The sequence below is a fragment of the Salinisphaera sp. G21_0 genome, from assembly GCF_017744115.1.
Classification (GTDB): Bacteria; Pseudomonadota; Gammaproteobacteria; order Pseudomonadales; family Endozoicomonadaceae; genus Endozoicomonas.
On the sequence record NZ_JAGHQW010000074.1, the window covers coordinates 1 to 23,012 of the forward strand.

At 49.6% G+C, this 23,012-nt stretch carries 18 protein-coding genes; 9 read left to right on the top strand and 9 right to left on the bottom strand.

Annotated elements, in window-relative coordinates:
• Positions 1-405 precede the first annotated feature (405 nt).
• The gene (locus J7439_RS22695) at positions 406-621 is read left to right on the top strand and encodes a hypothetical protein (RefSeq protein ID WP_209204332.1); all 216 of its coding nucleotides are present in this window, start codon (positions 406-408) and stop codon (positions 619-621) included.
• A gap of 1,293 nt (positions 622-1,914) precedes the next feature.
• Here J7439_RS22695 and glmS read toward each other — a convergent pair.
• The 3 genes from glmS to J7439_RS22710 all read right to left on the bottom strand — a co-directional run bounded on the left by glmS (position 1,915) and on the right by J7439_RS22710 (position 7,234).
• The gene (gene glmS, locus J7439_RS22700; RefSeq protein ID WP_209204333.1) at positions 1,915-3,747 is read right to left on the bottom strand and encodes a glutamine--fructose-6-phosphate transaminase (isomerizing); all 1,833 of its coding nucleotides are present in this window, start codon (positions 3,745-3,747) and stop codon (positions 1,915-1,917) included.
• 88 nt (positions 3,748-3,835) lie between these two features.
• The gene (gene glmU, locus J7439_RS22705; RefSeq protein WP_209204334.1) at positions 3,836-5,212 is read right to left on the bottom strand and encodes a bifunctional UDP-N-acetylglucosamine diphosphorylase/glucosamine-1-phosphate N-acetyltransferase GlmU; all 1,377 of its coding nucleotides are present in this window, start codon (positions 5,210-5,212) and stop codon (positions 3,836-3,838) included.
• A 342-nt stretch (positions 5,213-5,554) separates the two neighbouring features.
• Positions 5,555-7,234 carry an endonuclease/exonuclease/phosphatase family protein gene (locus tag J7439_RS22710; RefSeq protein WP_209204335.1) on the bottom strand — a complete coding sequence of 560 codons (1,680 nt, stop codon included), beginning with the start codon at positions 7,232-7,234 and terminating at the stop codon, positions 5,555-5,557.
• 159 nt (positions 7,235-7,393) lie between these two features.
• Here J7439_RS22710 and J7439_RS26725 point away from each other — a divergent pair, with 159 nt between their 5' ends.
• From J7439_RS26725 to J7439_RS22735, 6 genes are all read left to right on the top strand, one after another.
• Positions 7,394-7,522 (top strand): hypothetical protein, encoded by a 129-nt coding sequence (locus J7439_RS26725; protein ID WP_286198487.1) that lies wholly within the window; start codon positions 7,394-7,396, stop codon positions 7,520-7,522.
• A complete protein-coding gene (locus J7439_RS22715) occupies positions 7,519-8,259 on the top strand; it encodes a TrmB family transcriptional regulator (protein ID WP_209204336.1) in 741 nt (246 codons plus the stop codon). Before J7439_RS26725 ends, J7439_RS22715 begins: the two co-directional genes overlap by 4 nt.
• Before the next feature lie 149 nt (positions 8,260-8,408).
• Positions 8,409-9,317 (top strand): outer membrane protein OmpK, encoded by a 909-nt coding sequence (locus tag J7439_RS22720; protein ID WP_209204337.1) that lies wholly within the window; start codon positions 8,409-8,411, stop codon positions 9,315-9,317.
• A gap of 183 nt (positions 9,318-9,500) precedes the next feature.
• The gene (locus tag J7439_RS22725; protein WP_209204338.1) at positions 9,501-10,457 is read left to right on the top strand and encodes a bifunctional UDP-sugar hydrolase/5'-nucleotidase; all 957 of its coding nucleotides are present in this window, start codon (positions 9,501-9,503) and stop codon (positions 10,455-10,457) included.
• 176 nt (positions 10,458-10,633) lie between these two features.
• Positions 10,634-11,977, top strand: coding sequence for an OprD family outer membrane porin (locus J7439_RS22730; protein WP_209204339.1), 1,344 nt, complete (start codon positions 10,634-10,636; stop codon positions 11,975-11,977).
• A gap of 174 nt (positions 11,978-12,151) precedes the next feature.
• Positions 12,152-12,781, top strand: coding sequence for an META and DUF4377 domain-containing protein (locus J7439_RS22735; protein ID WP_209204340.1), 630 nt, complete (start codon positions 12,152-12,154; stop codon positions 12,779-12,781).
• Between the two features lie 130 nt (positions 12,782-12,911).
• Here J7439_RS22735 and deoD read toward each other — a convergent pair whose 3' ends face one another.
• The 4 genes from deoD to deoC form a co-directional block, all read right to left on the bottom strand.
• Entirely contained in the window at positions 12,912-13,613 is a 702-nt protein-coding gene (gene deoD / locus J7439_RS22740) for a purine-nucleoside phosphorylase (RefSeq protein ID WP_209204341.1), read from the bottom strand.
• 230 nt (positions 13,614-13,843) lie between these two features.
• Positions 13,844-15,076: a phosphopentomutase gene (locus J7439_RS22745; RefSeq protein WP_209204342.1), complete on the bottom strand. Its 1,233-nt coding sequence runs from the start codon at positions 15,074-15,076 to the stop codon at positions 13,844-13,846.
• An 89-nt stretch (positions 15,077-15,165) separates the two neighbouring features.
• Positions 15,166-16,482 (bottom strand): thymidine phosphorylase, encoded by a 1,317-nt coding sequence (deoA, locus tag J7439_RS22750; RefSeq protein WP_286198490.1) that lies wholly within the window; start codon positions 16,480-16,482, stop codon positions 15,166-15,168.
• 1 nt (position 16,483) lies between these two features.
• Positions 16,484-17,278 carry a deoxyribose-phosphate aldolase gene (deoC, locus tag J7439_RS22755; protein WP_209204344.1) on the bottom strand — a complete coding sequence of 265 codons (795 nt, stop codon included), beginning with the start codon at positions 17,276-17,278 and terminating at the stop codon, positions 16,484-16,486.
• 540 nt (positions 17,279-17,818) lie between these two features.
• Between deoC and J7439_RS22760 the strand changes: the two genes are divergently transcribed.
• Together J7439_RS22760 and J7439_RS22765 are read left to right on the top strand one after the other, a co-directional pair.
• A complete protein-coding gene (locus J7439_RS22760) occupies positions 17,819-18,769 on the top strand; it encodes a LysR substrate-binding domain-containing protein (protein ID WP_209204345.1) in 951 nt (316 codons plus the stop codon).
• Positions 18,770-18,974: 205 nt separating this feature from the next.
• Complete coding sequence (locus J7439_RS22765) at positions 18,975-19,472, top strand: hypothetical protein (protein WP_209204346.1); 498 nt, start codon at positions 18,975-18,977, stop codon at positions 19,470-19,472.
• A gap of 41 nt (positions 19,473-19,513) precedes the next feature.
• Here J7439_RS22765 and J7439_RS22770 read toward each other — a convergent pair whose 3' ends face one another.
• Both J7439_RS22770 and J7439_RS22775 read right to left on the bottom strand, forming a co-directional pair.
• Entirely contained in the window at positions 19,514-20,863 is a 1,350-nt protein-coding gene (locus J7439_RS22770; RefSeq protein WP_209204347.1) for a TolC family outer membrane protein, read from the bottom strand.
• Positions 20,864-20,915: 52 nt separating this feature from the next.
• Positions 20,916-23,012: Ig-like domain-containing protein (locus J7439_RS22775; RefSeq protein WP_286198488.1), on the bottom strand; the 2,097-nt coding region annotated here is incomplete at its 5' end.

A 23,012-nucleotide genomic window follows, 5' to 3' on the forward strand; every position in this document is an offset into this window, starting at 1 on the left:
CGCGAGACTGCACTTGCCTTAAGCTAGTGGTTGTCATCAGCAGGCGTCTTTACCGCCAGTCAAATGTAGGTTCTCCCACAGGGGACTTTCACCCCATCAGTTCATGCCCATGCCGGGCGTACCAAAAGAAAAAAGCCTGATGAATGATTGGCCATGGCTGAATTACCGGGGGCAGCTTGATCCTGAATTCAGCAGTTGAAAATCGAAATGGCTCTGGAGCCCGGGCAATGCTGGGGCTAAGTCGGATTTCACCACTCACCCAATGGGTGAGTACTCAGACTCACCCCAAAGCTTTAGATTGTTAGGGTTTCAGAGGAATTTATGAGGTTCAACTGCTGAATTCAGATTGATAGACAGTAGATTTCTGCTACTTTTCAGCGATCCCTAAAACAGAGGAGTCCAAACGTGCAAACCATCGGATCTTTTAGCATCAGCTCTGGCAGCCCGAATGGCTGTGCTTATGACCAGGCCAATGGCTGTCAAGGGAACACCGATAACGTCGGTGACAGCAGCAACAATAACCGCAGTAAATCTGACCATAACAATCAAGTGGCTTTTTGCGGCTTTAATGTCTATGGAGAACAGAATAAAGAAAAGAATAAAGGACACCCCAAAATTTGACTAATCGGCCACACTGTCTATTTTTCCTCTGGAGCCTCTTAAGGGCATTAAGCACATATACCCAGTAACCAAAAAAACGACATGACGACCGCCCGAAAAAAACCTCATAGATCCAGCCAGTACGCCCTACTACCACTGTATGGCATGATGCGTTCGCAAGGCTTTCCTGTGCGGCAAAGATAATTTCTCGGGCAAAAACTATGAGCATCGCAGGCAGTGGGTGGTTGATCGGTTGAAAGCGCTTTCCGGGATTTTTTCCCTGGAAGTCTATGTTTATGCGGTTATGTCGAATCATTATCATGTGGTGCTCCATATCAATAGTCAGCAAGCGAAAAAATGGGACACCAAAGAAGTCTTACAACGCTGGAAACCTCAGAACATACCTCTATAAAAGAACGCATTGAGTCATACGACAGCGCAAATGGAAAAAAACAGAAGGCGCACTTGAAACCGTTAAAAGCTCAGGGCCAAACCCTGAACAGGCGATTCCATACCCACTCAGTAGTTACTTTGAACTGGTTGACTGGTCTGGCCGAATTATCCGCAAAGGCAAACGTGGTCGTATAACTGACGATGTACCACCTATCCTGGAGAGCTTGGGTATTGACCCAAATGAATAGCTGGAGACTATGCGTCGGCATAATCGTTTTCACCGTGCAGTCGGTAAGCTGGCTTCACTGAAGGCTTATGCAGGCAGAAAGCACCGGCAAATGCTGGGTTCATGGTATGTCGGTGAGTGGTGATCTCTATCCTACCTGATCAGCGAATTTTCATTTACTTTAATGTGGCCAGAATTTTCTGATTGCTCTTTCTTATATTGTCTCGATAATGTCTTCTATCTGGCTGTTGCTGAGTACTTTTTATACGCTTCCTGCTTGGTATTAATGAGAATTTCTTAAAACAATCAATACTATCATTTAAAAAATGAATAGATGACGTACTCTCTTCACTTTTTAAAAAGTGGGTGTCCTTTTTCTACTCTTTTTCTATCCTTTTCTATCCTCCTTTTTCTATCCTTTTTCTCTTTTTTTCTCTTTTCTTCTATTTAGCGCTGTTGAGAAATAAAGGCTCCCATGATTAGCATGGGAGCAAGAAGTGCTATGCAGGCTGCTCTAATTTCTTTCCACCCTGTGTCAGCAGTTGTCGGAGTACAAAATAGTTTGATTATTTACCTTAAAGTTTGATAATTCTGGCTGAAGCCCTTTGTTTATCTGCCTTCTGTGTAAATTCCGGCCTGTTTTTTTTATCAAACTATTATGTCACCGACAGCATTGCTGCCACCAAATACCCGTATTATTCAACCGTCACACTTTTGGCCAGGTTGCGCGGCTGATCAACATCGGTACCCTTGATAATCGCCACATAATAAGAGAGCAGTTGCAGGGGAATGGTGTAAAGAATCGGGGCAACCACTTCCGGCACCTCGTCCACTGGCAGAACCCGGACACCTTCGGTCTCGGTCAGGTTGGCCTGTTTATCCGCAAAGACAAACAGCTGTCCGCCTCGTGCCCGCACCTCTTCCATATTGGATTTCAGTTTTTCCAGCAGGTCGTTGTTCGGTGCCACCACAATTACCGGCATATCGTTATCGATCAGTGCCAGTGGGCCATGCTTCAGTTCACCGGCCGCGTAGGCTTCGGCATGGATATAGGAAATCTCTTTAAGCTTCAGAGCCCCTTCCATGGCGATGGGGTACTGGGTACCACGGCCCAGGAACAGACTGTGATGCTTATCGGCAAAGGCTTCCGCCATGGCTTCAATGTCATCACTCAGGGCCAGGGTACTCTTCAGGATGTGTGGCAGATTCCGCAGCGCTGAAACAACATTGGATTCCTGTTCCGGTGTCATTCCCGTATGACGGCCAATGGCCGTCACCAGCATCAGCAGTGCTGTTAATTGGGTGGTAAATGCCTTGGTGGATGCCACGCCAATTTCTGCACCGGCCCGGGTCATCATGGCGATATCCGACTCCCGCACCATGGAAGAGCCCGGCACATTACAAATGCTCAGTGAGGCCATATAGCCCAATTCTTTCGCCAGCTTCAATGCCGCCAGCGTATCGGCTGTCTCACCGGACTGGGAGATGGTGACAAACAGGCAATCCTCCGGCACAAAGAATTTCCGGTAGCGAAACTCAGAGGCAATCTCAACACGGCAGGGAATACCCGCCAGCTCTTCAAACCAATAGCGAGCCACCATACCGGCATGGTAACTGGTACCACAGGCGACGATTTGCACGGCGCGGGTTTTATTGAGGATCTCCTGACCTTCTTTACCCAGGATATCGAGATTCAGCTGATGCTCGCCCAGTCGACCTTCCAGGGTATTGGCAATAGCTTCCGGCTGCTCGTGGATCTCTTTCAGCATGTAGTGGCGATAAGGGCCTTTATCTCCCGCATCATGCTCTACATCACTGTCCCGGGCATCTCGCTCAACAGGGTTGCCATCAGCGTCCAGAATCGTCACCCCGTTGCGGGTCACTTCCGCTACATCGCCTTCTTCCAGGAACATGAATCGGCGGGTAACCGGGAACAGTGCCAGCTGGTCGGAAGCGATAAAGTGTTCGCCAATACCGACCCCAATCACCAGTGGGCTACCGGAGCGAGAGACCACAAGACGTTCATTGTCGCTGCAGTCCATCACCACCATGCCATAGGCACCTTCCAGCCTGGCTACCGCTTTCTGCACGGCGTCCAGCAGGGAGTTACTGCCCTTGAGTTCCAGGCTGACCAGATGCGCAATAACTTCCGTGTCGGTATCCGAGGTAAAGACATAGCCTTCGCCCTGCAGAAACACTCGCAATGCTTCATGGTTTTCAATAATGCCATTATGGACAACGGCAATATGATCTTCTGATACGTGAGGATGGGCATTACGCTCACTGGGTGCCCCATGGGTGGCCCAGCGGGTATGGGCAATGCCGGTACCTCCGCGAAGTGGATTCAGGGAAACCGCCTCGGCCAGTTCAGATACCTTGCCGGTACGCCTTTCTCTGTGAAGCTCACCATTGGCATTAATGATGGCGATACCTGCTGAGTCATAGCCCCGGTATTCCAGACGACGAAGCCCTTCCAGCAAAATATCTGCTACATCTCTTTGCGCTACAGCACCAACAATTCCACACATAGTTGTCGATCCCCTGGGTAATCATAAAGGTTGCAAAAATCATCAGGGAGTGGCTGACCTGAGAGTCATTTCCCCTTTCCTGTAAATCTCAGTCTTTCTTTACCGGGCGCTGCCAGCCTTCGATATTGCGCTGCTTGCCACGTGCCACGGCCAACTGTTCATCGGGAATATCTTTGGTAATGGTGGAACCAGCACCGGTGGTTGCACCACGCCCAATGGTCACAGGAGCCACCAGCGAACTGTTGCTGCCGACAAAAGCGCCATCGCCAATCACAGTCCTGAATTTATTGACACCATCGTAATTGCAGGTAATGGTACCAGCGCCAACATTCACCTCATTGCCAACTTCAGAGTCGCCCACATAGCTGAGGTGATTGACCTTGCTGCCTTTGCCAATAACGGTTTTCTTGATTTCCACAAAGTTGCCGATCCGGGCTTTTTCCTTAAGTTCGGTGCCTGGTCTCAGTCGGGCAAACGGGCCAACCTCACACCCGGCAGCGACAACCGCATCTTCAAGAATGGAGTGTGCCTTGATAACGGCACCTTCCCCGATAACAGAGTTGCGAATCACACACCCGGGTTCGATATAAACGTTATCTGCCAGCTCAACCTTGCCTTCGAGAACCACATTGATGTCCAGGGTAATGTCATGGCCAGTCTTAACGTCGCCACGAATATCCAGACGTTGTGGGTCAATGATCGTAACACCATTCAGCATCAGGTTATTGGCCAGCTGCTGTTGGCGGGCACGTTCCAGCTCCATCAGCTGGACACGGCTGTTAACACCTTCCACTTCAATTGGGAGCTGCGGCTGGACATGAATGACCGGGGTATCTTCGGTCACGGCCATCGAGACAATATCGGTGAGATAGAACTCATGCTGGGCATTTTCATTCTTCAGGCCATTGACCCAACCACTGACCTTATTGCCGGGAATGGCCATGATGCCCGTATTCACTTCATTAATGGCCAGCTGCTCCGGGGTGGCATCCTTATCCTCAACAATGGCCTGAATATTGCCAAAGCCATCGCGAATAATCCGGCCATAACCGGAAGGGTTGGCCAGGTTGATGGTCAGCAGGCCGAGGCGCTCACCGTTACTGGCCGCCAGCAGTGACTGCAGGGAAGATGAGTGAATCAGGGGAACGTCGCCATAGAGCACCAACACCACATCAGCACCTTTGCAGCCCGGCAGTGCCTGCTGCACAGCATGGCCGGTACCCAACTGCTCTTCCTGAACCACCCAGTTCAGATCGTAGTGGCCAAGTGCCTGTTTTACCTGCTCTGCCCCGTGACCAATCACCACATGTATCTTGCCGTCACCGACTTTTCTCTGCGTGTGCAGGGCACTGAGGATCACATGCTCCAGCATGGGCTTGCCAGCAATACGATGCAGCACCTTTGGCAGTTTGGATTTCATGCGGCTGCCCTGCCCGGCAGCAAGAATAACGATATCAGCTCTCATGGTAGCCTCGGTCGACAAAGTGCCCCGGCGGGAGCATCTGCTTTATAACTGTTTCGTCTGGTAACGTAAAAACAAGAGCACTTTCAGGTATCAAGCCTGATAAATCGGAGTGTGCTTTGGGAGAAAAATACCAGAACAGAAATTATGTCTTTCTGAAATGTCAGGAATATTGAACGATTGGAGTGATTGGCAAAGCCTGCCAAAGTTATCCAACCACTGACTCCTGAATGCTCGAAAATCTACATCACATCAGTAGGTTAATCACAGTGCGTAAAAAGACAACCCTTTATGTCATAAAATAATTGACAACAGTGCAAGCAAGAGCAGCACTGACAGCACGGTTTACCCGGTGTTTGACCCGGGTGTTCCGGCAACAGGATTCATACTTTGTCTGACCATTTTTTCCAGCCGGTCAAGCTCATTCACAATCACTGGTTGTCTTTTATAATAAGTCCTGCATTCAGCAATTCTGCGCAGGGGATTGACGCCTGAGAACTCTTCATCAATTGTACGCTCACCGGTCTGATCACTGATCAGACGACCATAGTCAAACTTCAATTGATTCACCAGCTCCCTGACCTCTCGGATGGTAAAATCCTCCGGATCCAGATGGGCAATGACTGAGGAAAAACCTTCCGCTTCCCGGTAAATAACAGAAACCGGCAAATGGTCAGATAACCCGCTCTCCAGATCATAGGCAACATCCAGCCCCAGTTGCCGTATTTCGGTATGGGATGCCCATTTTTTTTCACTGTCCCTGTACACCAGCTGGCGGTCATAAATACAGTGACTTGCCACCTCGGGATGTTCTTTCCAGCGCTTGCTGCCCCACGGGTAACGCTCTTTGTTTCCGGCCCCGAGATACCATGACCCATCCGGCTCCTGACGATCTGCCGTCTTGATGGCTGCCTGGTCGCTATTGACAAAAAATGACTCACTGCGCTCAACCATCCGGGTATCATTTTCTTCATCATGGGTCTCGTAGTAACTGTCAGAGAATTTTTCCCCCAGTGCTTTCCTGCCCTGTTGATACTGTTCGTTTTTACTGACCCTCCCCTGCTCGTCTGACCGGGCAATGTTCAGGTCTCCCATCAGGAAGACGCCATGATGGTATCTGTTATTCTGCCCGTCGTTATTGCTATCCGCATCAACCCACCGTCTGATCTGCTTCAATTCGCCAACGCGGATCGCATCATAGGTTTGACCGTCCTTAGCCTGAAGGTGGGTATTGTAAACCACGGCCGTTTTATCGTTACCGAGATCCAGTACGATGCGCAGCAGCCCTTTATTGGCCAGCTGGTCTTCTGCGGCCAGATCAGAGAAAGGCCGGAATGTGACCTCCTTTACGGGGTATTTGCTGGCAATGGCCAGGCCACTGTTCAAGCCGGTTTCCCGGGGGGCAACACTGTGCACAATATGATGATAGTGGCCACTGAGATCCTGGCAGAGTTGCTTCGCCGCCTGCTGGTCAAACACTTCCTGAAAGCAGACAACATCAGGCATAGTGCCGGGATTGCGGGTTAATGCTGCGGCAATCTCCCCACTGCGCTGCTGTGATGAGCGCAGGTCGTTCAGATTACGGATAAACGACGGCATCAGGCCGGTGTTGTAGGTCATCAAATGCAGACCCTGCTCAGGATAATAGACGGCGGGTGGCACAGAAGACTGAATCAGGGAAATGTCGTTCCTGAACAGGTTACCGATCATGCGCAGGGAGAACCCCAGGATTCCCAATGCCAATGAAGGCACCAGAAATAACGTGACAGCAGTCACCCGGGCTACTTTCCTGGCCCACAGTGGTACATTTTGCGTCTGTTTTTCACTCTCAGAAAGCGTGCTGCTTTTGCCTGGTCGGTCATGGGCGAATAGCTTGGTTGCCGAATCGGCGACCAGGGAAACCGGTCGGGACAGAAACCGGCCAATGTAATGGCAACCACGACCAAAGCGGTTGTGAGAATAAACATAGTGATTATCTCTGGAAACATAATCGGTCTGAGCTTGCGATGGCTGGACTTCAGGCATGAAATCTCCACGGGTTTGTCTGCTGCTTATATCAGCCATCGACAATTACGCTCACCACTTAAAAGACTGTCGCACCGTTTTGCCTCCAAACTGCCTGCACCATCGAAAAAATACGATTCCCGGATATTTTTTCAGCAAGAAACAGTGAGAAGGCTATTCTTGCCCAAGGTCAGAAACCTTTGGCGTGCCGGGCTGGTTGCCAATCCTCCTGCCCTTGGTGAAAATGCGGGTTTTCTGACAGGCACTGTTTATGACTCCGACCACATTAACCCGATACCCGCGCTATGAATCTTGATACTCTGGAAAATCTTGGTCTTAGCCAACGGGAAATCAGTACTTATCTGGCCCTTTTAAAACTTGGCTCAGCATCCATCCGGGATATTGCTGCGCAAACCGGCATCAATCGTGGCACCACCTACGAAACCCTGAAAGACCTCGCTGGCAAAGGGGTTGTCAGTTACTTCCCGAAAGGTAAGCGTCGCATCTTCTCGGCTGAACCACCGGAAAAGCTGCTGGAGCTGGCGGAGGAAAAACGACAGTCTCTGGACACCACCATTGAAGAGATGAAGCTCAGGCTGATCCCGCAACTGAATCATCTCAAGCCGGATTTCAGTGCAGGGAATGTCCGCTTCTACGAAGGAGACAGTGGCATTGAGTTTGTACTCAAAGACATTCTCAATACGGTAGCCCGGCAACAAGACCGGGAATACAGTGTCTTTTCCTCCAAATTGATTCGCCAGCACCTGTACCGCCCGTTTCCCAACTACACACAGCAGCGTATCCGCAAGAATATCAAGGTGCGGGTTATTGCCATTGGTGAAGGCGGGGAAGATGCCGGGCTGTCTGAGCGCAAGTGGATTGACGCCAAAGGACGCATGGATGCCAGCTATATTGCGATATATCCGCCAAAAGTTGCGATGATTTCTCTGGGTTCCAGAAATTATCCGGTGGCTGTCGTGCTTGACTCACCGGAAATTGCCGCTGCTCAGCAAATCATCTTCGAGACACTCTGGAGTACGCTTTAATTGACCACGCTGGATTGGCCAGCCAGCTAACAAAAAACCATCAAATTCTTTCCTATACTTCACAGACTTGGCCTGTGTTACCGAGAGGTTTCACAGGCTTTCCTCTTCTTTTTCACTACTCACTGTTGAGTCTGAAACGGAGTCTGATTGTGAAAAGCTACTGCCTGAAATTATGGTGGCTGATCTGTGTCGCCGCTCTTGTTCCCCTACTTGCTCCCACCGCCCTGGCCACAGACCATAACGATGGAATGCCCCCCAGTAATGACTTCAAGTGGATGAATCTGAACCTGATGTATGCCTATAAAGAGCTACCTCGAAGAGAAGACGAAGCCAATGATGGGCATGACTATCTGGAGCTGGAGTTTGGCGGGCGATCTGGCATTCTTGATCTATATGGGTATGTGGATGTCTTTAATCTGACCAACCGGGATAACAGTGATAAGAAAGACAAACCTAAAATGTTCATGAAGTTTGCCCCACGGTTATCACTGGCAGGGTTGTTTAATAACTTGCCCTGGGGGCCGGTGACAGATATTTACTTGGCTACCCTTTTTAACTGGGGTGGCGGTGGTGGCGCTAACTTCGACCCTGTCAGCAAAAAAAACATTCCGGGAGAAGATGCTAACAGCTCATTCTGGGGGATTGGCTCCGACCTACAGGTTCCCTGGTTTGGCAAGATGGGGCTCAACCTCTATGGATTTTATGATCTTAACCGAAAAGAGTGGAATGGCTACCAAGTCTCTACTAACTGGTTTACGCCATTTTATACCTTTCAGAACGGGTCATTTATCAGCTACCAGGGATACATTGATTATCAGTTTGGAGGAAAACAAAACAAGACTCTCTATCCCAATAGTGAAAATCCTGACAAGGATCATGCAACCAGCGGGGGGGCAATGTTCAATGGTCTTTACTGGCACTATGACAAGTTTGCACTGGGTTATGGCTTAAAACTGTATTCAAATATTTACCTGATAAAAGATGGAGGTAACGCATTTGGAGCCAAAACCAAAGCAAGTGGTACCAGCCATTTCTTTGCGATCAGCTATAAATTTTAATAACCATTGCTGATAATTCTATTCCTTTCAGTTTACCCGGCAAGGATGCCAGCCTTGCAGAATCCCTATTCAAATCGATAATTCATTGCTTACAGAATACTTGCAGTATAATTAACTCATAAACACACAAGTACCAGGGAACAGATGTTATATTGGAGATAACTCTTTCCGGAAGTCGTCTTTATGCAGTCAAAACCAGCGTGCACAGCAGTTACGCAGCATAAATCCTGGCCGAAACTGATCATCAATGCCTTATTGGTATCTGTGCTTGTTGCATTGACTTATTTCTGGGTCTCACAGGAAAACCAGAAACCCGGTTACATTTATGACAAGACATACAAGCTGACCATTCTTAACACCAGTGAGCTTACTCACGAATATGACAATGAAAAGTCGAACAGCAGTGATCAACTGATTCAACGGCAGGAGCTGATCAATAAAATACGCAAAGAAGTAGAAGCCGATGGCGGGAAATTATTGTTACTCTCCGGAGGAGAACTCAGCACCAATGATGACATCCTGAGCCTGAAACAACTGAACCAGCTGGGCTATAACGCCATGGCGGTGAGCCCATTATTATTTGATGAGCCGCTGAACAATATCCGCAATCAGGAAGCCGCTGCTGACTTTCCTTTTTTGTCCGCTAACCTTTATGAATCTGAAACAGGCCGACCCATTTTTGATGCCTACGCCCTGTTTGACTTCGACGGGCTACGCATTGCCGTTATGGGGATTACCAGGCCGGGCTCTGTTAATGATGTTATTTCAGAGTACCGCCGGGGTATTGAACTGATTGATCCGGCACTGGCAACGTCAGAACTGATACCCTATCTGAGAAGACAGGCAGACATTGTTATTGTTGCCACTCATGCCATCCATTACCCAAAACTGATCAAATCCGGCAGCAAGCCAGTGTTTCCGATAGCCAAAATGGAAGGTATTGACCTGCTGGTAGGTAATAGTGCCCTACCCCACCTTGAGTCTTACCATAGAACTGAAACCGGTACACCTTTAAATGCGTCTGAATGCTGCTCAGCCATTAAAAGAATTGATCTGGAATTTCGTAATGGGGAGTTAAAGAAAATAAACTCTATAAAAATCAATCTTATTAGCCAATTAGAATCCGGACCTGGCTATTGAGTACACCATTTAATTAAGATGCGGTTATTAATGAGGCTATGGTAATAAAATATTTTTTTACATCTGCTTAATCAAACACCATTATCTTATTCTATCGGTTAATTTCTCTCAGCTTTTGATAAAGCATCTATACTTGCTCTACTCAATCACAATCATTGATTAAGCAGGTATTAATTTTGACCCGTTTAAAACCCTATTTATTATCTTATGCTGTTGCTCTTTTCAGTGTGCCTGTTATAGCCAGTGACAGTTATGATTCATTTATCAGTGATGCCAAAATCGATGGCAAAGTACAGAGCGTATTTTTCGATGATGAGAATACCACTGACAATATTAACAAAGGTGCCTGGACAGGTGCTGTATGGCTTAATGCACAGACTGGCTACCTTGCTGAGGTTGTCAGTGTTGGAGGCTCGGCCTACCGGGTTGCCAAATTGGATATGAAACATGGTAATGCCACCTCCAGCAACCTGTTGAATGCTGATAACGAAGGCTTTGGTAAAATCGGTCAGATATGGGTGGATTTCAAACTGCCCGACAGCTACGAGGGCCTGTCTGCCGATGTCAAAATTGGTCGTCAGCTGCTTGAAACCGGTCTGGTAACCATCTCAGGCTCCCGTTCGGTTCCCAGTGCCTGGCAGGGAGTGGATGCCAGTGTTGCAATGGACGGTTTCAAAGGCAAGATTGCCTGGTTAAATGAAGTTTCCGAAAGAACTCAGTCAGGCTTTCACCCTATTGTGAATGAGGAAGGTAAACAAATTGACTGGGTCATGGGCATGCAACTGGGCTACACCTTTGAATTAGCCAACCAGAACAGCCTTGAACTCCAATATCGTAATGGTCTTGCAGATAACTATTTAACGGCTCATAACGGTAATGTCTGGTTAAAAATGCCCCTTTATGATGGTTCAGAGCTGACTCTTGGAGGGATGTACTTCTATGCCAAACAGGATGGAGACCTCTGGGGAGCAAGTGAGCGGAATGGCTCATTTGAAAACAAAGCGGAATTAGGAAATCTGAATGCAACCCTGAACAGCGGTCCATGGACATTTAATGCAGCCTTCAATTACACAAAGGCCAACACAGCAACCAACTCTATTACCAATGGCCATCACACTATAGGTCATTACAACTATAACTTTGGTGCTAACACCCACGGTGTCTGGGATGTACCCACTTCCGCCAATATATCCGACTTTAACTTAAATAAAGAGAAAGCCTGGCTGATTGGTGCTGAATATGATTTCAGTGATATTGGGCTTGAAGGTTTATCACTGGCTTACAACTTCGTCTATGGATCAGGGATGAAGGCAAAAGAATTGAATGGTACTGAACATGACGTTGCCGAACACGAGCATGACCTGACCATGAAATACAATTTTTCCCAGTGGGGAATGAAGGACCTGCAATTCAAACTTGAATATGGCTATTACAGGAATGATGAGGCATTACGTAAGGCTACTGGTCAAAATGAATCAGAAAAACTGCGAGCCTGGTTAAGCTACAACTTTATTATCTGATCAGACTCCATCAAATCCGTTTTATCAGGCAGCTCTGTTGAGCTGCTTTTTTATCTACTGATTTAATTCAATATTTTCGGTTTCCAGATACTCTTTTGTTAGCTGACAGGCACTATAATCAGGGATAATTATCATTATTTTTTCGTTTAAATTGGTAGCCTGCCGGAGTTATCAATGAAAATTGTACAGTTTGGGGCTGTAATAATGTCTGTACTTCTGACCGCCTGTAGTACCCTGCCTGAAGGTCGATGGCAGGAAGACAGCCCTGCACCCATTACCCTGGATATCAAAGATGATCACATTGCGGCCCATGCTGGGTGCAACCGACTGATGGGTTCGGTCAAAATGCATGGTGATCGGCTGGTCGTGGAGCAGCTCGCCAGTACACTGATGATGTGTCATGGTGAAGAAGCCGAAAAGGAAGAAGCCTTAAAGCAGCTATTGGGTGATAGACCCAGGGTTCAGATGTCCGGTGATCAACTGATACTCAGTACCAATACTTCCAGCTATGTCTTCAACAAGCAGCCCAACATGGAAGATGGCGTGACCCGCTATATTTATGTTGCCCCGGAAAAAACACACTGTACTGGCGTAGCCCCAATGGAGTGTCTGCAGATTCGTGAGTCTAAAGAGGATCCCTGGACCCTGTTTTATGGCGATATCGAAGGTTTTGAGTTTACGCCCGGGATTGCCTATCGCCTGCGTATCAAAGAGTTTGATGTTCCAAACCCGCCAGCTGACGCCTCCAGCAAACGGTGGATACTGGACCTGGTTGTAGAGCAGGAGTGGGTTAACAATCAGTAATCCCTCATGTCCACGAAGAGCATGGGAACGAGGGGGGATGGTAACGCCAGCCCCAGAAGAAAGACAGAAGCAACCACCCTTTCACTCCGCTCAAGGTGAGCGGAGGTTGTACCTATCAGACGCATTGAAATTACAACAGGGACTTCAGCGCAACTTCAATCATCTCATTGAACGTTAACTGACGGTCTTCCGGTGGCAGTGCTTCTCCGGTACGGATATGGTCACTGACAGTACAGATGGCCAAACCCTGTGCACCAAACTCAGCACAAACGCCGTACAGGCCAGCCGCTTCCATCTCGACACCCAGTACACCGTATTTCTCCATGGTATCAAACATGGTTGCATCCGGATTGTAGAACAGATCCGCAGAGAACAGGTTGCCCACTTTCACCGGCAGGTTCATGGCACGGGCAGCATTCACGGCATTTTCCAGCAGCCCATAATTGGCAATCGCCGAAAAGTCGTGGTCCCGAAAACGCATACGATTCACTTTGGAATCCGTACAGGCACCCATACCGATTACAATGTCGCGAACCTGAACGTCCCTGGAAATAGCCCCACAGGAACCGACGCGGATCAGGCTCTTAACACCGTACTCGGTAATCAGCTCTTTGTAATAAATAGACGCTGAAGGAATCCCCATACCAGACCCCATAACAGACACCCGGACACCCTGGTAGGTGCCGGTAAAGCCCAGCATGTTACGCACATCCGTTACCTGTTCGGCACCATCCAGGAACGTTTCGGCGATATGTTTGGCGCGCAAGGGATCCCCGGGCATCAGGCAGACATCAGCAAAGGCACCGGGCTTGGCATTAATATGAGGTGTCACGGTTAAATCCTCGTTCTCGATAAAACACGACGATCAAAGTACATCTAGGAGGCTGACCGAGAATAGCGCCCGTAGCGAGGACGGCAGAAAATTGAGGATAAAAATTCGGTTTTGTGAGGTGAATAGCGGGGCTATTTGCCGAACAAAAGCGGATTTTTAGACCAATTTGCTGCCGCCGAAGTAGGGCAGTCTATTCTCGGACAGCCTCCTAGATAGACGATAGCCGAAACTTACTGCTCAAAGATCTCAGGCAAAAACGATGTGCCGTAGTCCATAGGCTCCAGCTCAAAATAGCTGGCCACTGTTTGCCCGATATCGGCAAAGGTTTCCCGCTGACCCAGGGCACATGGCACCAATTTTTTACTAAATGCCAGAACAGGAATGTGTTCACGGGTATGATCCGTTCCGGGCCAGGTTGGGTCACAACCATGGTCTGCCGCAATAATCAGAAGATCATCGTCGCCCATATAATAAAACAGGTCTGGCAGCATGGCATCCAGCTGCTCCAGCGCACCGGCATAACCGGCTACGTCTCTGCGATGCCCGAATGAAGAGTCAAAATCCACAAAGTTGGTGAAGATAATGGTTCGATCACCCGCTTCAATCAATGCTTCACGGGTTGCTTCAAACAGGGCTGGAATACCCGTTGCCTTTACCTTTCTGGTAATCCCCTGGTTGGCAAAAATATCGGCAATCTTGCCAATACTGACCACTTCGCCGCCACTGGCTACCAGCTTATCCAGTACCGTGGGTGCCGGGGGCAATACAGAAAAGTCCCGACGGTTGCCGGTGCGCTGAAAATCCCCTGCATCATCACCAATGAATGGCCGGGCAATCACACGCCCAATGTTGTACGGTTCAAGAATCTCACGGGCAATCTTGCAGACGTCAAGCAGACGATCAAGGCCAAATGTTGCTTCATGGCAGGCAATCTGAAAGACGCTATCGGCCGATGTATAGACAATCGGCTTGCCGGTTTTCATATGTTCTTCACCCAGGGCTTCCAGAATACTGGTACCCGAGGCATGACAGTTACCCAGAACCCCCGGAAGTTCGGCTTTGTCGATCAACTCATCCAGCAGTTCCTGCGGGAAACTGTTTTTCTCATCGCGAAAATAGCCCCAGTCAAACAGCACCGGAACGCCCGCCATTTCCCAATGGCCACTGGGGGTATCCTTGCCACTGGAGAGTTCCTTGGCATAGCCATAAGCACCGATAATCGGCATATCATTGACCATCCCCTTGGGGAACTCGCCGCAGGCGTCCCTTGCCGCATGAACCAGGCCAAGACTGGACAGCTCCGGAAGGATTAACGGGCCTTGTCGGCCAATATCTGCCTCGCCATCGGCACAAGCCCGGGCAATATGTCCAATTGTATTGGAGCCAACATCGCCAAATTTATCAGCGTCTTCCGTAGCTCCAATACCGAATGAATCCATAACAAGGATAATTGCACGTTTCATTCGCTACTCCTGACCTGCAATGGTTATGACCGCTATTTGTTGATAAAAATGCACCATACAAACCCATGACTTGAAGGTGCATTGTCAGCTTAAAGCTGTTGGTAAACCAGAGAACGGATTAGCGGCACCTGTTCAGCAAAACTGAGTGCACCGCGAAGCATATCTGCCGCCTGGTTCCATGACGCTTCTGAACTGGCATGGAGCATGGCAATGGGCTGTGAAGGATCAATCCTGTCACCCAGTCGGCAAATTTCCGTAAAGCCTACTCCATAATCAATGGTATCAGAAGCAACTTTTCGCCCTCCGCCCAACTGCACCACGGCCATCCCCACTTCCCGGGTGTTCATGGCGGCAAGATAACCCTCGGCCTCCATGTACACGGGCTTAACGATGGCCGCAGTGGGCAGGTAATGGTTATACCGTTCAACAAAGTCCGACGGACCACCGAGACCGTGAACCATCCTGCCGAAGACGTCAGCCGCCTGACCATTGTCCAGTACGGACTGCAGTTTTTCCCTGGCTTGCTCAATTCCGGCAGCAAGCCCCCCGGATACCAGCAGCTCTGCGGATTGCGCCATGGTAATTTCCAGCAGGCGGTTATTGCGATATTCACCCGTCAGGAACTGCACAGCTTCGCGAACCTCAACCGCATTTCCGGCAGAAGAGGCAAGGCACTGGTTCATATCCGTCAGCAATGCCGTTGTTTTCACCCCGGCCCCATTGGCTACCTGAACGATACTCTGCGCCAGTTCCACCGACTGCTCAAAGGTTGGCATAAAGGCACCGCTGCCCACCTTGACATCCATCACCAGGGCATCCAGCCCTTCTGCCAGTTTTTTCGACAAAATGGAGGCGGTAATCATGGCAATGGATTCAACCGTTGCCGTCACATCACGAACACCATAAATCCGTTTGTCTGCAGGTGCCAACTCGCCAGTCTGGCCGACAATAGCAACGCCGGTCTCCCTGACCACTTTACGGAACAACAATTCTGAGGCACTGGTCGTATAGCCGGGAATACTGTCCAGTTTGTCCAGCGTGCCCCCGGTATGCCCAAGGCCACGGCCTGAAATCATTGGCACAAAACCACCACAGGCGGCTATCATGGGGCCAAGCATCAGGCTGACCACATCGCCAACACCACCGGTGGAATGTTTATCCAGTATGGGGCCCGGGAGATTATCTGACGACCAGTCCATCACCTCGCCGGAATCGCGCATGGCGCAGGTCAGGGCGATTCGCTCATCAATATTCATCCCCTGAAAGTACACAGCCATGGTAAGAGCACCGATCTGACCCTCCGACACCGAGTTATCCGTAACACCAGCAATGAAACTGCGAATCTCCTGCTCGCTGAGCACCTCACCTTCCCGCTTACGTCGAATAACTTCCTGTGGCAGAAACATATCAGTACCCTTCTTTGCTGGCTTCACCCTGTTTCAGGCCCAGGGCAATCAGCAGATTCCCCAGCAGACTACTGGCACCAAACCGATAGTGACGCGAGTTTACCCAGCCATCGCCCATAATTTCATCCGCCATGTCCAGGTGCAGTGCCGCGTCTTCTGCGGTTCTGATACCACCAGCAGGCTTGAAACCAACCTGTGTGTTGCCACTGTCGCGGATGGCTTCCAGCATGATCCGTGCAGATTCTGGTGTCGCATTGACCGGCACCTTGCCTGTCGAGGTTTTAATAAAATCAGCACCGGCTGCAATGGCGATATCGCTGGCCTTACGAATCAGGGCAGGATCCTTTAGCTCACCGGTTTCAATAATCACTTTCAGCAGGACTTGTTTTTGGCCACTGTCGTCAACACTGCACACATCTTTGCAGCGGCGCACCAGCTCGGCACCGACTTCTTCATTGCCCGCCATCAGTGCACGGTATGGGAATACCACGTCAACCTCATCAGCACCATAGGCAATCGCAGCCCTGGTTTCTGCGACCGCGATTTCAATATCATCATCACCGGCAGGAAAATTGGTTACCGTGGCAATAGCAACGTCGTTCAGGCCGAGGGCGTTCAGCGTTTTACGGGCAAGAGGGATGAAACGGGGGTAGATACAGACAGCAGCCGTGTTTCCGGCTTCGGTATGGGCATGATGACACAGAGCAATGATTTTTTCCGGGGTATCATCGTCATTCAGGGAAGTAAGATCCATCAATTGCACAGCCTGACGGCTACGGGCATTAAGATCAGTCATGGGGCAACCCCTCTGGATAAATGGGCATTGACGGGTAGTTGAGAGTAGCAATGAACGGGAAGCCTCACTTCCATTCATTAGCCAGTGAAGCCTGATTCAATAGTATACCAACCAGTAATCTAAACCATTTTCTTTTATGGATAGACTTTTAGCCCGGCTATTTCATATTTGCTGGAGTTAGACCGTTCGATTGGCATTTTCGACAGATACAAAAAACCCCTGTAACAAGACAGGGGTTTTTGCTGATCATCCACCTGAGTCTGCAGGGCATACTGCAACCTCATTCGTCCATTGCTGAAGCATCGACCTATTGGAACAGGCAACGATAATAGTTCGCGCTTATTTCAGCCAGCTGTACTGGTTCCCGCCAGTATCACCATGGACGACAGAGACATACTATCGACTGACAACATCAGGGTATATCAACAAAATCAGAATACTCATTCTGTTATTTTAATTTGCAGTGAAAAAATCTGAATAGAAACAACGCCGATCAGGTATTATTGCCAGCCTTATCTACTCAACTTATTGTCGCCTTCTATGATCCCAACGGAAACGTTACAGATTGTTCGGGCAGTTGCCCATTTTCGTAACTTTACAGCTGCCGCCAGGCATTTGCATAAAGTGCCCTCGGCAATCAGCTATACCGTTCGGAAACTGGAAGACCGCCTGGGCGTACAGCTGTTTCTGCGTGATAGCAAACGCGTTGAATTGACACCTGCCGGTGAACACTTTATCGAACATACCGATAAACTGCTTGCCGACCTGGAGGAGCTTGAAAACAGTACACGACAACTGGCTACCGGATGGGAGAAGGAGCTGCGTATCGCCCTGGATAACGTGGTCAATCAGGGCAGGGTCTACGACCTGATCAATGATCTGCAGGAAGTTCAGCCGGAAACCGGGCTGGTGATCAACACCGAAGTCTATAACGGTTCCTGGGACTCCCTGTTTCATGGCCGCTGTCAGATTGTGATTGGTGCCCCCCAGGATATCCCGGAAGCCATCCTCAACCAGGATCGTTTTGCCTGGCGCTCAATGGGTAATATGACCTGGGACTTTGTGGTTGCGCCAGACCACCCCCTGGCCGGGCAAAATGAGCCTCTTTCCATGGCAGAGCTGCAGGGGCACCGCTCTATCTGTATCCAGGATACCTCGCGGTTTTTCCGTCATGGCTACAACCTGCTGCTGGAAAACCAGCAGGTGCTTCTGGTACCCAGTTTCAGAGCCGCTATTGAATGCCTGTTAAGGGGACTGGGGGCCACTATTTTGCCCAACCACTTTGCCAGCCCCTATATCGAAGCAGGCTTGCTGGTTCGCAAAGAAGTGCCAGACCTGCATTATAACGACGGCTGTCTGCTGGCCTGGAATCAGGAAAACATGGGGCAGGGACTGAAGTGGGTTCTTGACTGGCTGGGCTCTGAGGCATGGCTGAATAAAGTCTGGCTGCAGTACGATGAACAGATGCCAATGGGCTATCACGTCCCCTGAATTTACCTTATGGAACTGTCCTGAAATAACGTCCACATTACTGCAGACGCCACCCGCTGCCCGCCTCCCGCTTCCCGAAAAGCAGGCACCGCCTTTGCGGGAAGCGGGCGGCGACCTTTTCCCAGACTGAATAAATTGATGGAGTTATTCTGTCAGTAATACTGGCGGAGTTGTTAGACAATCTTCTGCAAAATCAATGGTATAAATGACTGAAATTGACTTGCAGGGGAGTACCGCCATGGAATCGATCAGGCCATTTTTCGGTCAGCAGAAGTTAACCATACAGGACCTGAGCCAGGATATGGTTGGCCTGCACAGTATGGATAGTATAGATAACCCTCTGGGCTGCCATGACAGCACACTGGTGCAGATTGAGATGTACAGCCGGATGATCTGCTACGGCTTCAATAACCCATTCCCTCATTCACGTCTGCACCTTGCTTTCGCGCTTCTCAGCATTAAAAGCCTGTTGCATCAGATCAGTCTTGCCGAGTTGGTAATGGGTTCTGCCGAGATTAAAGAGACACCGGTCAAACAGGTACGCCCGGATATCCAGCATATGGAAAAGCTTGAAAAGCTGTTGGACTGTCCGATGATTGCCGGCAGTCTGCCAACGCTGAGAGAAGCACTTCGGTTTGTCCACAGCAGGGACCAACAGGACATTTACAACATTCTCAGGCGTAAGCTGAAAGGAGAAGGTTAAATCCAAATGGGGGCAGGAACCTTGCCCCCTTGACTATCGACTTAACGTGCCGCAACCACTTTCACACCACAATCATTCTCAACGGGCAGGCTGGCGTCCATTGCCGTTAACAACGAACCCGTGCTATTCAACAGGCGGAACTGGTTAAACAGCAGATCATAACGGGCATTGATTTCACTCTGCCGGGCAGATGTGTACTCATTCTGACTGTCCAGCAGATCAATGAGCGTACGGTTACCAATCAGGAACTGCTTGTCATAAAGCTCTCTGGATTTGCTCGCCTGAACCACATGCTCTTCCAGCGGCCGCAAACGCCGGGATCCATAATCAATAGCCACCCAGGCCAGACGAATCTCTTCCTCAACCTGACGACGAGCCCGGTTGCGCACTTCCATCGCCTCATTCACCAGTTTGCTGGTCTGGCTGCGGCGGGCCTTATCACCACCGCCGTTGTAGAGGTTATAGGTCATATTCACTTTGGCCACATGGCTATAGGTATCTCCTTTGCCACCATTGGCATCGGTATCCCAGTTGGCCCCAACCTCCAGCTCAAAGCGGGGCATAAAGGCACTCTTACTCGCTTCATATTGAGCCTCCGCCGCTTGCACATCAGCACTGGCCAATTTCATCACCGGATGAATTTCTGTGCCCAACTTTAACGCTGCCTCCAGAGAAGCCGGTGTACCTGCTGGCACCTCAGGCAACGTATAAGAAACCGGGATATTACCCACCAGACGCTGGTACTGTGTTTTTACATCACGAAGTACAGACTCGGCACTGATCTCATTGGCCCTGGCCAGCACCAGACGACTCTGGGCCTGAGCCACATCGGCTTCATTACTGCGTCCTTTGCGCCCCTGTTTTTCAATCAGTTCAACGACACGTTCATGCTCTGCAGAATTGGCCTGCATCAGTTCAACAATGGACTGCTGACGCATGACATTGATATAGGCCTGGGTCACCTGCAGTGCCGTATTACCGGCTACCGAGCACACCTCCTGGGCAGCGGACGCCTGCCTCGCCTTCTGGCGATCCACCTCACTGCCAACCGCAAAACCATCAAACAACATTTGACGTGCAATTAGGGAGGCATCCCGGCGGGTTCTGGCCTGGTCTTTACTGTCAGCATCACCCGCATCAAAAATACCAATGGTTGTGCTGTTGCGGCTGTTCTCATAACCAATCCCGGCCGTAAGATCCACACTGGGCAGATACCCGGCCTTAGCCTGGGTAATTTCATCCATACGGGCATCTGCTTCGGTAGTGCGGATCAGAATTTCCGGATTGGTCGCCAGAGTCTGGTTGATGGAATCCAGCAGGGTATCTGCCCGGGTATTGGCGGTTAACACTGCGGCAGACAATAGTGATACTTTTAAAAACGTCGGAAACATCCTTTTTTCGCTCCTTTTCCAATTCAAATTATGGTTAGTTGTTATTGCGTATTTAAACAATCAGCTGGCCGTTGTTAATCAGCTGTTGAAGTACATCATTGCCATCAATACCGTTGCCCGGATTATCCAGATCACTCCAGCCAGTGGTGTTGTCAAAAACAATGGTGAGTTTGTCTCCATTACCATCAAGGGTATTTGCTATAAACTCGATAGATGCCTTGCCGCTTTGGTAAGTTGCAGAAATTCCCTTTGCCTGAAGAGCCTCTGGATTAACAATTTCCTTAACACCAAAATCAACAAGACCAGAAAGGTCCAGAACATCCGCATCGCTGTTTTCGCTCAAAGGGTCGCCCAAAACAAAATCAGTGATGGTATCCATCTGCACAGTTTCTCCGTCCAGCAAGTCTGCGACTTTGAAAATAAACAGATCAGAGCCATCACCGCCAGCAAGTGTGTCGTTTCCTTCACCCCCATCGATAAAGTCCTTACCTGCTCCACCATTAATCGTGTCGGCCCCCTCATCACCACTGAGTATATCGTTTCCGCCATTTCCATTTATGGTGTCATTACCAGCAACGCCATTAATGGCGTCGTTGTTTTCACCACCATCCAATGTCTCAGCATTTTGAGTACCCGTTTCACGATTCCCCGGAAGAACATCCGGAAAAATAGTGTAGTTAAGATCAAGCACGCTTTCCGAACTGGTATCTCCATCTTGATCCTGAGCAACCGCCGTAAAGGTCAGAGAAACAGTTCCAACAAAATTGGGTGCTGGTTGTAACTCCAGGCTGGCAAGAGTCCAGTTACTGATATCAACGGAAGTGGAACCTTCCGTGGCACTAGAAGTGGAACCTTCCGTGGCACTAAATGAATTAGTCCCATCCGTTAGAGTGAAGCCTACAGGAATGTCTGAAAAAGTAAGCATCAGGATTTCATTGTCGTTTACTGTCTCCGCAGCAACATTCAGTGGAATACTGGACGTTTTTTGGTAACCGACAGTCTCAACCCGGATATTGTCGATGATTGCACCCGTAGTATCACGTTCATCACGATCGGCAGCTAATAGCTCGAAACGGGTACTTTCACCGGAAGCCACAAAATAAAAGGTGTGTGTCTTAAGATCAAAGAGACTTCCCGGAGTAATGGTCGTGAGCTTAGTCTGTTTAGTGACATTGCCGTCAGAATCCAGATCAGAGACCAAGACTTCTATAGCAGACTCAAAGCCACCCTGGCCCTCACGTGCAGCATGGTCGAAAGTGAACTGGAATACTTCACCAGATATAGACTCAATATCTGCAAAGATATTGTAATCACCGGGATCCGCTTTCAACTCCAGCACATGGTTTGTATCACTTTTTCCTCCATAAAAATTTTCCCTACCAATTTCCAGATCACCTCCGGCATTGTCTGTCTGATAGCCTAAAGAGTCAGCTATGACATCAATACGATACCCCATCTCTGGAACCGGAACCTGAAAGTCAGTGTACAGGCTAGTGCCTCTGGTATTTGCATTAATACTGGGAGCTGCCGGGTTAATCTTTAGTTCGCCCTGAGTCAGATCTACAGACTGATTCCCAGCTGAGTCCCTGGTGGTAGCCGTCACATCATAACGCTGACCATTTACCAGCGGAACAAGTGAACCACTCTCTGGAACAGCATTCTCCAAATCAAGGCTCCAATCACCCAGACTATCAGTAGCAACCTTGTAAGTTGCTCCATTGACGGCCACTTCAAGATAGTCACCCGGAGCAAGATTGGCAGTACCTGTAATAATCGGCGTAGTGTCAGGTGTAGACTGTGAGTCAACTGTTGGCTTGCTGATCGTGGTGTCGATCGTCACCGCCAGCGGCGCGGAGCTCGCCTCGTTGCCCGCCCCGTCGGTCACTTTCACCGTCAGGTTGTAGTCCCCGTCCGCCAGGTCGCTGCCCGGTGTGAAGGTCCAGTTGCCATTGCCGTCGTTGACCGCATCACCCAGCTTGGTGCCGTCGTTAAACACTTCCACCTTGCTCTGGTCACTGTCGATCTGGCCCAGGTCGAAGGTCGGGCGTTTCGCATTGGTCAGGTTGTCGCTGTTGGAGTCGCCGCTGTCGCTGGCCTCGCGCAGGTCGATCACCGGCTTGCTGATCGTGGTGTCGATCGTCACCGCCAG